Below are 11,995 nucleotides of genomic sequence, written 5' to 3'. Positions count from 1 at the left end.
CGCATCTTCCACGACCTCACCACCGACCTCCGAACACCCCACATCACCACTTGACATCCATAGGACCATCCGGCGCACGGGGACGAGGCGAGGATGGGTGAGCCCTTCGACAGGCTCAGGGGACGCGAACCCCGACAGGCTCGAGGGACGCCGGCGGGCTCGGCACGCGGCCGTGCCGTCAGGCTGAGCGGGGCTTCAGTTCGTCGGTGATGTCCGCGACGGTCGCGCCAAAGGCATCCAGAAGCGCGTCTGCGTCGACGAAGGCCGACAGGCCGTGCGCGCCGGCGCCCAGCGCGATGCGCCGACCCACGATGCGCTCGTCGGCGAAGATCGGCCATGCCGTGGTGCTTCCCAGCGGGGTGATCGTGCCGCGCTCGTAGCCCGTCGCGTCGCGCGCCACATCCTGGTGGGGCAGCGAGAGCTTGTTGACCCCGACGACCGCGCGCAGCTTCGCCCAGCTGATCTGCCGATCGCCCGGCACCAGCGCGAACACGAAGTCGCCGTCGTGTCGCTTCACGACGAGCGTCTTGACGATGCCCGACGGTTCGAGGCCCAGGCCGGCAGCCGCCTCTTCGAGGCTGTTCGCGGGCGGGCGCTCGACGATCTCCACGGAGAGCCCTCGGCTCGTCGCATCCTCGATCACCCGGTCGCGTCCTGACGTCGTCATGAAAGAAGTCAACCATGCAGGCGCGAGAACCTTCCCGAGACGTCGGTCAAGACCGCGACGATCGACACCGCGACGATGATCCGGACCACGACGTGGGAATAGCGACGATCCTCCTGCCGTTGCCACCCGTGTGACCGATCTTCAGAATCCCGCAGCCCTCACTCCCATCAAGGTCGACGTCTGGAGCGACATCGCGTGCCCGTGGTGCTACATCGGCAAGCGCAAGCTCGAGGCGGGCATCGAGGCATTCGCGGCCACGCCCGGCACCCCGTCCGTCGAGATCGAGTACCACAGCTTCGAGCTCTCGCCCGATACGCCCGTCGACTTCGAGGGCGACGAGGTCGAGTTCCTCGCGAACCACAAGGGCATCCCGGCGGAGCAGGCCCGGCAGATGCTCACCCGCGTGGTCGGCATCGCCGAAGACGTGGGACTGCACTACGACTACGACGCGCTGCAGCACGCGAACACCGTGAAGGCCCACGAACTCATCCACTACGCGAAGGCGCACGGCCTGCAGCTCGAGGCGAAGGAACGTCTGCTCAAGGCGTACTTCGAGGAGGGCCGCAACGTCGGCCGCATCGACGATCTCGCCGACCTCGCCGCCGAGATCGGACTCGACCGCGACGACGTCGTGCGGTCGCTGGAATCGAGCGAGTACCTCGCCGCAGTGAGGGCCGACCAGCGCCAGGCGCAGGAGTACGGCATCCAGGGCGTGCCGTTCTTCGTGATCGACGGCAAGTACGGCGTCTCGGGTGCTCAGGATGCCGCCACGTTCTCCGAGGTGTTCGGCCAGGTGGCGGGCGAGCGCGCCGACGCGCCGGCAGCACGATGACCGAGACGTCGAGCACGGTGATCGGCACGACAAGCACAGCGACCAACGCAGCGAACACATCGGCCGACGCCCCGGCGGGCGAGACGATTGCCGTGCCCGCCCCCGCGCTGCGACTCCTGGGAGCTGCCGGTGCCGTCTGCGTTGATGGCACCTGCAGCTTCGAACCGACCGTCGGCGCCGACGCGCAGTGACCCGGCCACAGCGCCGGCCCGCGCTGACGAACCCGACGCACCGGCCGTCGTCCACGGTTCGGCGGCCTCCGGCACGATGCGCCGATTTCTCTGGGAGAATCGATCAGTCATGACTTCCTCCCTCGCCACCGCCACCAAGACAGCTCAGGCACCGAAGCTCTCCATCGGTCCGATCGAGCTCGATGTTCCGGTCGTCCTCGCGCCGATGGCCGGCATCACGAACACCGCGTACCGCAGGCTCTGCCGCGAGTACGGCGCCGGTCTCTACGTCAGCGAGATGATCACCAGCCGCGCCCTCGTGGAACGCACCCCCGAGTCCATGCGGCTGATCCGGCACCACCCGTCGGAGACCCTTCGATCCATCCAGCTCTACGGTGTCGATCCGGCCACCATGCGCCAGGCGGTCACCATGCTGGTCGACGAGAACCTCGCCGACCACATCGACATGAACTTCGGATGCCCCGTCGCCAAGGTCACGCGCAAGGGCGGCGGCTCCGCCCTTCCCTGGAAGCTCGGGCTGTTCCGCCAGATCGTCGAAGAGGCGGTCGACGCCGCCGGCGACATCCCCGTGACCGTGAAGATGCGCAAGGGCATCGATGACGACCACCTCACGTACCTCGAGGCGGCCAAGGCGGCCGAGGGCGCGGGCGTCAAGTCCATCGCGCTGCATGCCCGCACGGCGGCCGACTTCTACTCCGGCCAGGCCGACTGGTCTGCCATCGCGACCCTCAAAGAGACGATCACGAGCATCCCGGTGCTCGGCAACGGCGACATCTGGTCGGCCGACGACGCGATACGCATGGTCGACGAGACCGGATGCGACGGGGTCGTCGTCGGGCGAGGGTGCCTCGGTCGTCCGTGGCTGTTCGGCGACCTCGCCGACGCGTTCCGTGTGCGCAGTGGCGAGCTCGACGCGTCGGTCGCGTCCGCATCGCGGGCGGCTCCCACGCTCGGCCAGGTGGCATCGGCGATCCGCCGACACACCGAGCTTCTCAGCGAGTTCTTCGACGACGAAGACCGCGCCTGCCGCGACATCCGCAAGCATGTGGCCTGGTACTTCAAGGGCTACCCCGTGGGCCACGAGGTGCGTGCCAGTCTCAGCATGGTCTCGTCGCTCGCCGAGATGGACGACGTGCTCGCCACCCTCGACGGCTCCCTGCCGTACCCGGGCATAGACGCCGAAGGGCCGCGCGGCCGCGCCGGCTCGCCCAAGCGACCGTCCCTGCCCGACAAGTGGCTCGATTCCCGGGAGCTCGCCATGCCCGAGCGCGCCGAACTCGCCAGCGCAGAGCTGCACCACAGTGGCGGATAGCACCGTGACCTCCCTCTCCGACACGGCATCCCCGATGACCGTGCTGCCCCTCGGCTACGAGTCCAGAGACAGCGACCGCATCGTCGCCGAGCAGCACTCCTCGCGCCGCAGCGACTTCGCCCGCGACCGCGCCCGCATCCTGCACTCGAGCGCATTCCGCCGTCTCGCCGCCAAGACCCAGGTGCTGTCGCCGGCAGACCTCGACTTCGCCCGCAACCGTCTCACCCACTCCCTCGAGGTCGCCCAGGTCGGCCGCGAACTGGCGACGAGTCTCGGGCTCGACCCCGACGTCGTCGACACGGCCTGCCTAGCCCACGACCTCGGACACCCGCCGTTCGGGCACAACGGGGAGCGTGCACTGGCCGAATGGGCTGCCGACATCGGCGGTTTCGAGGGCAACGCGCAGAGCCTCCGCATCCTCACTCGGCTCGAGCCCAAGGTGGTCTACGCCGACGGCACGAGCGCCGGGCTCAACCTCACCCGCGCCAGCCTCGATGCCAGCTGCAAGTACCCCTGGACCATCGACGACGCCATCGGCGATCCCAGCGGGCGGGCGAAATACGGGGTCTACCCCGAAGACGACGCCGCGTTCCGCTGGCTGCGCGACGGCGCACCGGTGGGCCAGAAGTGCATCGAGGCCCAGGTCATGGACCTCTCGGACGACATCGCGTACTCGGTTCACGACTTCGAAGACGCCGTGCTCACCGGCTACATCGACGTGGGAGCCCTGGGTGCTCGAGCCGACCACGACGACCTTGTGGCCGCCATCTCCTCGTGGGTGGGCGGCGAGTTCAGCCGCGACGAACTGACCGCGGCGTTCGACGAGCTCACCTCCCTCGAGATCTGGCTCGACGGCTGGGACGGCTCCCGGCTCGCCCAGGGCAGGCTGAAGAACCTGACCAGCCAGCTGATCGGCCGCTTCGCCGGACGATCCACGACGGCCACCCGCGAGGCGTACCCGGCCGAGGCTCTCGCCCGGTTCGGCGGCAGCGTCGTCGTACCTCGCCCCGTGCAGGCGCAGATCGCCGTGCTCAAGGGCGTCGTCGCCGCCTACGTGATGGCCAGCGATTCGCGCCAGCCCCTCTACGTCGAACAGCGCGCCATCCTCACGTCGCTGGCCACAGAACTCCTCAGGCTGGGCGAGGGCGCGCTCGAGGTGGCGTTCGCGGCCGACTGGCGCGAAGCATCCGACGACGCCGCCCGCAAGCGCGTGGTGGTCGACCAGGTGGCCAGCCTCACCGACCAGTCCGCGATCGCCTGGAGCAGGGGACTCCTCGGCTGATGGCTGGACTCATTCTCCGGCGCGATATCGATGAGGTGCGGTCGCGCATCAACCTGGGCGATGTCGTCGGCGAGTACGTCACGCTCAAGAGTGCGGGCGTCGGCTCGATGAAGGGCCTCTGCCCGTTCCACGACGAGCGCAGCCCCAGCTTCCACGTGCGGCCGCAGGTGGGCTACTACCACTGCTTCGGCTGCGGCGAGGGCGGCGACGTCTTCACCTTCCTGCAGAAGATGGACCACGTCTCGTTCAGCGAGGCCGTCGAGCGCATGGCCGCTCGCATCGGCTTCGAACTGCACTACGAAGACGGGGGAGCACCGAGCGACTACTCGAGCAGGGCGAGGCTCCTCGCCGCCAACGACGCCGCGCGCGAATTCTTCATCGAGCAGTTGATGACGCCCGACGCCGAGATCGGTCGGCGTTTCCTCGGCGAGAGGGGTTTCGACGCCTCTGCGGCCGAACGCTTCGGCGTGGGGTTCGCCCCGAAGGGGTGGGACATCCTCGGTACGCACCTGAGGTCGAAAGGGTTCACAGCCGAGGAGCTGAGCGCGGCCGGGCTGACCAGTACCGGCGAGCGCGGCAGCTACGACCGCTTCCGCGGGCGACTCATCTGGCCCATTCGCGACCAGACGGGCCAGACGGTCGGATTCGGCGCGCGCCGTCTGCTCGACGACGACAAGGGCCCGAAGTACCTGAACACTCCCGAGACCCTCGTTTACCACAAGTCTCAGGTGCTGTACGGGCTCGACCTCGCCAAGCGCGACATCGCCCGCAGTCGTCAGGTCGTGATCGTCGAGGGCTACACCGACGTCATGGCATGCCACCTGGCCGGGGTCACGACCGCGGTCGCCACCTCCGGCACCTCCTTCGGCGTCGATCACATCAAGGTGTTGCGCCGCGTGCTGTCCGATGACGCGGCCGGGCTCGGCGAAGTGATCTTCACCTTCGACCCCGACTCCGCGGGCCAGAAGGCGGTGCTGCGCGCCTTCAGCGAGGAGCATAGATTCGCCGCCCAGACCTACGTCGCTGTCGCGCCCGACGGGCTCGACCCCTGCGATCTGCGGCTGGGCCGAGGCGACGATGCGGTGCGCAGACTCGTCACGGGCAAGAAGCCCATGTTCGAGTTCGTGATCAAGCAGCGGCTGTCGACGTTCGACCTCAACTCGGTCGAGGGCCGCGTGGCCGCTCTGCGGGCCGCGGCTCCTGTCGTGGCCGACATCCGTGACCCGTCGATCCGGCCCGGCTATGCACGCGAGCTCGCCCGACTGCTCGGCATGGACCTCGGCGAGGTCGGCCGAGCGGTGGATGCCGCCGGCAGGTCGAGCGAGCACGCCACGTCCCGCGAACTGGAATCTCCACGACTGGCACCGGCCGCCGAAGGCGGGCCGGCATCCATCACCTCGCTCGAGGTCGCGCCGCCCGTCGCGATATCCCTCACCAGCCTGCCGAGCACCACGGCGACCCGCCTCGAGCGCGACGCTCTCATGGCGATGCTCCAGTTCCCGACCAGCGTCGGAAAGGACCTGCTTGCGCGCGGAACGGCGGTCGCGTTCAGCAACGGCGCGTTGGCGGCCGTGCGCGACGCGGTGGCCATGCGCTTGAACTCGTTCGACAGGCCCGACTGGGCGTCGATCATCCAGGAGACCGTTCCCGACCCCGTGAAGACGCTGGTCGCCCAGCTGGCGGTCGCCCCCGTGCCGGAGCGCCCGGAACGAGAACTCGACGTCTATCTGCAGCAGGTCGTGCTGTCGCTCGTCGAACGCGACCTGGTCCGTCGCAAAGAGGAGCTGCTCGGGCAGTTCCAGCGCACCGATGCGGCCGCCCATCCCGACGAGCATCGCTCGCTGCAGCGCCAGCTGATGCAGGTCGAGGCCGACAGGCGCGCACTGCGCGAATAGTCGAGGTTGGCAGCAAAGCGACGCTGCCGGACAGAAACCGACTTGTTTCGATCCGGTAAACATGTCGGCTGCCGCTCGCTGTCAGCTTGGTGACAGTTCATGCGCTGCGGTATGACTGGGATACAGCAATCACGGAAAGCCCCATTCGGGGTACATCTGTGTCTGAAATATCACTCCAGAGAGGTAGACGGATATGAGATCCGCATCCACACGCACGAGAAACGTCGTCGCGTCGCTCGCCGGAACAGCAGCGGTGGCCCTCGTGCTCGCCGGGTGCTCCGGCGGTTCGACCGGCGGCAGCACGAGCGGCAGCGCAATCACCATCGGCACGACCGACAAGGTCACGGTGCTCGACCCGGCCGGTTCGTACGACAACGGCTCGTTCGCCGTGATGAACCAGGTGTTCCCCTTCCTGATGAACACGCCCTACGGCAGCCCCGACGTCGAGCCCGACATCGCCGAGTCGGCCGAGTTCACCTCGCCCACCGAGTACACCGTGAAGCTCAAGCCCGGACTGAAGTTCGCCAACGGCAACGACCTCACGTCCTCCGATGTGAAGTTCACGTTCGACCGCCAGGTCGCGATCAACGACGAGAACGGCCCCGCGTCGCTGCTCTACAACCTCGACTCTGTGGCCGCCCCCGACGACACCACCGTCGTGTTCACGCTCAAGTCGGCCGACGACCAGGTCTTCCCGCAGATCCTGTCGAGCCCCGCCGGCCCGATCGTCGACGAAGACGTCTTCTCGGCGACCGAGCTCACCAGCGACGAGGACATCGTGGCGGGCAAGGCGTTCGCCGGACAGTACGAGATCACCAACTACGACTTCAACAACCTGATCTCCTACAAGGCGTTCGACGGTTACGAGGGTGTACTGGGCGCTGCCAAGAGCGACCAGATCAACGTGAAGTACTACGCCGACTCGTCGAACCTCAAGCTCGACATCCAGGAGGGCAACATCGACGTGGCGTTCCGCAGCCTCTCTGCGACCGACATCGATGACCTCAAGGGCAACGACAAGGTCAAGGTCGTCGACGGACCGGGTGGAGAGATCCGCTACATCGTCTTCAACTTCGACACGCAGCCGTTCGGCGCGAAGACCCCCGAGGCCGATCCGGCCAAGGCTCTTGCCGTGCGCCAGGCGGTCGCCGACCTCATCGACCGCGACGAGATCGCCGACCAGGTCTACAAGGGCACCTACACGCCGCTGTACTCCTACGTTCCCGCAGGTCTGACCGGAGCCACCGAGTCGCTCAAGGCGCCCTACGGCGACGGAAACGGCGGCCCGGACGCCGACAAGGCGAAGTCCACGCTCGAAGCAGCAGGCGTCACCGGCCCGGTCTCGCTGTCGCTGCAGTACAGCAACGACCACTACGGCCCGTCGTCCGGCGACGAGTACGCGCTCATCAAGGACCAGCTCGAGTCGAGCGGCCTCTTCACGGTCAACCTCGAGACCACCGAGTGGGTTCAGTACTCGAAGGACCGCACGACCGACGTGTACCCGGCCTACCAGCTCGGCTGGTTCCCGGACTACTCCGACGCCGACAACTACCTGACGCCGTTCTTCCTCACCGAGAACTTCCTGGCCAACCACTACGACAACCCGGCCGTCAACGACCTGATCCTCAAGCAGGCCGTGACGACCGACCCGGCGGAGCGCACGGCGATCATCGAGCAGATTCAGGATGCCGTCGCGGCGGACCTCTCGACGGTTCCGTACCTGCAGGGCGCCCAGGTCGCCGTCACCGGAACGACCATCGAGGGAACGTCGGACACGCTCGACGCCTCGTTCAAGTTCCGCTACGGAGCACTGACCAAGGGCTGATCGGCCACCCGCTAGAGTCGCTCTAGCATTGTGGCTCAGGGGCGAGGCGCACAGGCGCTTCGCCCCTGAGTCACGTCACCCGTCGTTTTTATCAAGGGACACAAGCACGTGACTGCAGAACTCAGCTCTCCGGATCCGGCATCGGCCGCACCTCCGGCCGTTCTCCGACGAAGGTCGTCGGGCGGGGGAGGACTCGGCCGCTACATCCTCGTGCGGTTCCTGCTCATCATTCCGACGGTGTTCATCCTCGTCACGCTCGTCTTCCTCCTCATGCGCACGACGGGAGACCCCATCACCGCGGCCCTCGGAGGCAAGCTCACGGGGCCGCAGCTGCAGGAGCGCATCCATGAGGCCGGATACGACCGGCCCCTGATCGTGCAGTACCTCGAGTACCTCGGCAACATCGTCACCGGCAACTTCGGCAGCACGCTCAGCGACAACCGGCCGGTCACCCAGGTTCTGCTGACCTACGGCGGTGCGACTCTCGAGCTCGCGTTCTACGCCCTCATCGTGGCGTTCATCGTGGGCATCCCGCTCGGAATGGTCGCCGCCTACTTCCGCGACCGGGCTCCGGATGCCTTCCTGCGCATCTTCGCCATCCTCTGCTATGCCACCCCGGTCTTCTTCGCGGGGCTTCTGCTCAAGCTCGTCTTCGCCGTCTGGCTGCAGGTGCTTCCGGTCGCGGGTCGCGCATCCACCGGGGCCGAACTGCAGATGCAGTTCCTGCAGTCGAAGACCGGCATCTATCTCATCGACGCCCTGCAGACGGGCAACCCCGAGGTGATCGGCGACGTGCTCTCGCACGCCGTGCTTCCCGGCGTCGCGCTCGGTCTCCTCACGGCCGGCGTGTTCCTCCGGCTCGTGCGCACCAACCTCATCGGCACGCTCGGCACCGACTACGTCGACTCGGCCAGGTCGCGCGGCGTGACCGAGTTCCGGCTCGTGCGCAAGCACGCCTACCGTCCCGCGCTGATCCCGATCATCACGGTCATCGGCCTGCAGATCGCCCTGTTGCTCGGCGGCGCCGTGCTCACCGAGACGACCTTCGAGTGGAAGGGCCTGGGGTTCCAGCTGGCCCATTACCTCCAGGCGCGCGACTTCGTCGCCGTGCAGGGCATCGTCGCCCTCCTGGCCGTGATCGTCGCCGTGACCAACTTCATCGTGGACATCATCGCCGCGCTCATCGACCCGAGAGTCAGGTACTAGTCGTGACGGCAACCACCGCTCAAACCCGCCCGAAGCGCAGTCTCGTGTCGCGCATCCCGCTCTTCGAGCAGGTGCGATCGAGCATCGGCCTGCAGCGAGGCATGCTGATCGCCGGCGTCGTGATCACCGGCCTCTTCGTGATCACGGCCGTCTTCGCCCCACTTCTCGCGCCCTACGGGTTCGCGCAGCTCCGCAGCGACGGCACCCCGTTCGGCGCACAGGAGGCCCCGAACGCCGAGCACCTGCTGGGCACGACCGTGGGCGGCTACGACGTGCTCTCGCGAGTCATCTGGGGGGCGCAGACCGCGATCCTCACCATCGTCGTCTCGGTCATCCTGTCGATCTTCGCGGGAATCTTCCTCGGCCTCGTCTCCGGCTATATCGGAGGATGGCTCGACCGTGTTCTGGTCGTCGTCTGCGACGCGATCTACGCGTTCCCGTCGCTGCTGCTGGCCATCGTGATGTCGATCGTGATCTCGGGTGGGCGGAGCGACCTCTTGGGGGGAATCCTGGCCGCATCCATCTCGATCACGGTCGTGTTCATTCCCCAGTACTTCCGGGTCATCCGCGCCGAGACCGTGCGCATCAAGAGCGAGGCCTATGTCGAGTCCGCGAAGGTGATCGGAACGCGTGCGCCCCGTATCGTCTTCAGGCACGTTCTGCGCAACGCCACCCGCTCCCTGCCGCTCCTGCTCACCCTCAACTCGTCGGAGGCGCTGCTCACGCTCGCAGGCCTCGGCTTCCTGGGCTTCGGCATCGAGCCCACGGCCGCCGCCGAGTGGGGATACGACCTCAACAAGTCGCTCTCCGACGTCACCAGCGGAATCTGGTGGACATCGCTCTTCCCGGGTCTCGCCATCGTGCTCGCCGTGCTCGGCATCACGCTCCTGGGCGAGAGCCTGAACGACCTCGCCGACCCGCGACTGCGCGGCCGGCGTGCGGCTCTCGACACCGGTGCACCGACCGCGGACAACGGGGCGGAACCGCACGGAGCCGGAGCCACCGGTGAGCGGATCGTCGCCGACGACGCATCCACAGCAGACGACGAGGAGCGGGTCTCATGAGCGCAGAAACCACCGATGCAGTGACGAACGACTCCGACATCGTCTCGATCGTCGACCTCCGGGTCACCTTCGCCACCGACGGAGGAGCGGTGCGGGCCGTCGACGGCGTCTCCATCGCGGTGCGGCCGAGAGAGATCGTGGCGATCGTGGGCGAGAGCGGCAGCGGAAAGAGCGTGACCGCGAAGTCGATCCTCGGACTCGTGCCGTCGACCGCCACATCGAGCGGGTCGATCCTGCTTCGCAGTCGCGACCGCAGTCGCACGACCGACATCGTGGATGCCTCGCAGAACGCTCTTCGGAGTCTTCGCGGCGAGGACGTGGCGATGGTCTTCCAGGAGCCGTCGACCGCGCTGAACCCCGTCTACACGGTGGGCTGGCAGATCGCGGAGGGCATCCGCGCCCACGGATCCGTGTCGCGGAAGGACGCGAAGAAGCAGGCGGTCGACATCCTGCGTCGAGTCGGCATCCCCGACCCCGAGACACGGGTCAATTACTATCCTCACCAGTTCTCGGGTGGTCAGAAGCAGCGCGTCGTGATCGCGATGGCACTCGTCCTCAACCCCGGCCTCATCGTGGCCGATGAGCCGACGACCGCCCTCGACGTGACGGTGCAGGCCGAGATCCTCGACCTGCTCCGGCGCCTCCGCGACGAGTTCGACACCGCGATCGTGCTCATCACGCACAACATGGGTGTCGTGGCCGATCTCGCCGATCGCGTCGTCGTCATGTACCAGGGCAAGGTCGTCGAGGAGGCGGATGCCCGCACCCTGTTCGCGTCGCCCCAGGCCGACTACACGAAGCAGCTGCTCGCAGCGGTTCCGCACATCGGTCAGGGCGAGGCCCGTGCGGCGGTGCGCACCCAGGAGCGTCTCGCGCGCGATTCGTCGACCACGCCCGTCGTCGTGGCTCGCGACCTGGTCATCGAGTACCCGGGGCGCCTCGGCCGCGGAGGATTCCGTGCCGTCAACGGCGTCTCGTTCGAGATCAAGGAGGGCGAGGTTCTCGGCCTGGTGGGGGAGTCCGGATCGGGGAAGACCACGATCGGACGGGCGATCGCGGGTCTCTCGAAGGTGACCGGCGGGTCGCTGAGCGTGCTCGGCCGCGAGATGCTCGGTATCCGGGAGCGGGCCTTCCGCAGCGCGCGGGTCGATATCGGATTCGTCTTCCAGGACCCCGCCTCGAGCTTCAACCCTCTGCTGACGATCGCCGACTGCGTCGCGGAACCGCTGGTCGTGCACGGTCGCGCCGCCGATTCACGCGACGCTCGGGCCCAGGTCGACGAGCTCCTCGAGGCCGTGCAGTTGCCCAGGACGTTCGGTGACCGCTATCCGCACGAACTCAGCGGAGGTCAGCGACAGCGCGCGAGCCTGGCCCGTTCGATTGCTCTCCGGCCCAAGCTCCTCATCGCCGACGAACCGACGAGTGCACTCGACGTGTCGGTTCAGGCGCGGGTTCTCGAACTGTTCACCGAGCTGCAGCGGGAGTTCGGCTTCGCCTCGTTGTTCATCAGCCATGACCTCGCCGTGGTCGACCTGCTGGCGGATCGCATCGCGGTTCTCTACAAGGGCGAACTCGTCGAAGAGGGCACGGGCGCCGAGGTCCTCGGTGCGCCGCAGCATCCGTACACCCAGCGTCTGCTGGCGTCGCTTCCGGTGCCCGACCCGATCGAACAGCAGTCCAGGCGCGAGGCGCTGCACCGACTCCAGGCGGTCGACGGCTAG

At 67.5% G+C, this 11,995-nt stretch carries 10 protein-coding genes; 9 read left to right on the top strand and 1 reads right to left on the bottom strand.

Annotated features, from left to right (window positions below):
* Positions 1–178: 178 nt before the first annotated feature.
* The gene (locus tag QCD70_RS06005; RefSeq protein WP_301214214.1) at positions 179–667 is read right to left on the bottom strand and encodes an aminoacyl-tRNA deacylase; all 489 of its coding nucleotides are present in this window, start codon (positions 665–667) and stop codon (positions 179–181) included.
* Between the two features lie 130 nt (positions 668–797).
* On the opposite strand from QCD70_RS06005, the gene QCD70_RS06000 reads away from it, so the two are divergent.
* The 9 genes from QCD70_RS06000 (at position 798) to QCD70_RS05960 (ending at position 11,995) form a co-directional block, all read left to right on the top strand.
* Complete coding sequence (locus QCD70_RS06000; protein ID WP_301214213.1) at positions 798–1,499, top strand: DsbA family oxidoreductase; 702 nt, start codon at positions 798–800, stop codon at positions 1,497–1,499.
* Positions 1,496–1,690 carry a hypothetical protein gene (locus tag QCD70_RS05995; RefSeq protein WP_301214212.1) on the top strand — a complete coding sequence of 65 codons (195 nt, stop codon included), beginning with the start codon at positions 1,496–1,498 and terminating at the stop codon, positions 1,688–1,690. Before QCD70_RS06000 ends, QCD70_RS05995 begins: the two co-directional genes overlap by 4 nt.
* Before the next feature lie 109 nt (positions 1,691–1,799).
* Positions 1,800–3,002, top strand: coding sequence for a tRNA dihydrouridine synthase DusB (dusB, locus tag QCD70_RS05990; RefSeq protein ID WP_301214211.1), 1,203 nt, complete (start codon positions 1,800–1,802; stop codon positions 3,000–3,002).
* A gap of 34 nt (positions 3,003–3,036) precedes the next feature.
* Positions 3,037–4,284, top strand: a complete 1,248-nt coding sequence (locus QCD70_RS05985) for a deoxyguanosinetriphosphate triphosphohydrolase (protein ID WP_301214241.1) — start codon at positions 3,037–3,039, stop codon at positions 4,282–4,284.
* Positions 4,284–6,179, top strand: a complete 1,896-nt coding sequence (gene dnaG / locus QCD70_RS05980) for a DNA primase (RefSeq protein WP_301214210.1) — start codon at positions 4,284–4,286, stop codon at positions 6,177–6,179. Before QCD70_RS05985 ends, dnaG begins: the two co-directional genes overlap by 1 nt.
* Before the next feature lie 193 nt (positions 6,180–6,372).
* Positions 6,373–8,004 (top strand): ABC transporter substrate-binding protein, encoded by a 1,632-nt coding sequence (locus QCD70_RS05975; protein ID WP_301214209.1) that lies wholly within the window; start codon positions 6,373–6,375, stop codon positions 8,002–8,004.
* Positions 8,005–8,112: 108 nt separating this feature from the next.
* Positions 8,113–9,210, top strand: a complete 1,098-nt coding sequence (locus tag QCD70_RS05970; RefSeq protein WP_301214208.1) for an ABC transporter permease — start codon at positions 8,113–8,115, stop codon at positions 9,208–9,210.
* A gap of 2 nt (positions 9,211–9,212) precedes the next feature.
* The gene (locus QCD70_RS05965; RefSeq protein WP_301214207.1) at positions 9,213–10,274 is read left to right on the top strand and encodes an ABC transporter permease; all 1,062 of its coding nucleotides are present in this window, start codon (positions 9,213–9,215) and stop codon (positions 10,272–10,274) included.
* Positions 10,271–11,995, top strand: coding sequence for a dipeptide ABC transporter ATP-binding protein (locus QCD70_RS05960; protein WP_301214206.1), 1,725 nt, complete (start codon positions 10,271–10,273; stop codon positions 11,993–11,995). The genes QCD70_RS05965 and QCD70_RS05960 overlap by 4 nt, the downstream gene beginning before the upstream one ends.

Source organism: Agreia sp. PsM10, from assembly GCF_030433855.1.
Classification (GTDB): Bacteria; Actinomycetota; Actinomycetes; order Actinomycetales; family Microbacteriaceae; genus Agreia.
This window is presented reverse-complemented; position numbering and strand designations above follow the sequence as displayed.

What these genes read in the sequence shown, in the direction of transcription:
- QCD70_RS06005 (WP_301214214.1), bottom strand. Translation starts at nt 667, where the DNA reads ATGACGACGTCAGGACGCGACCGGGTGATCGAGGATGCGACGAGCCGA.
- QCD70_RS05995 (WP_301214212.1), top strand. Translation starts at nt 1,496, where the DNA reads ATGACCGAGACGTCGAGCACGGTGATCGGCACGACAAGCACAGCGACC.
- dusB (WP_301214211.1), top strand. Translation starts at nt 1,800, where the DNA reads ATGACTTCCTCCCTCGCCACCGCCACCAAGACAGCTCAGGCACCGAAG.
- QCD70_RS05985 (WP_301214241.1), top strand. Translation starts at nt 3,037, where the DNA reads ATGACCGTGCTGCCCCTCGGCTACGAGTCCAGAGACAGCGACCGCATC.
- dnaG (WP_301214210.1), top strand. Translation starts at nt 4,284, where the DNA reads ATGGCTGGACTCATTCTCCGGCGCGATATCGATGAGGTGCGGTCGCGC.
- QCD70_RS05975 (WP_301214209.1), top strand. Translation starts at nt 6,373, where the DNA reads ATGAGATCCGCATCCACACGCACGAGAAACGTCGTCGCGTCGCTCGCC.
- QCD70_RS05960 (WP_301214206.1), top strand. Translation starts at nt 10,271, where the DNA reads ATGAGCGCAGAAACCACCGATGCAGTGACGAACGACTCCGACATCGTC.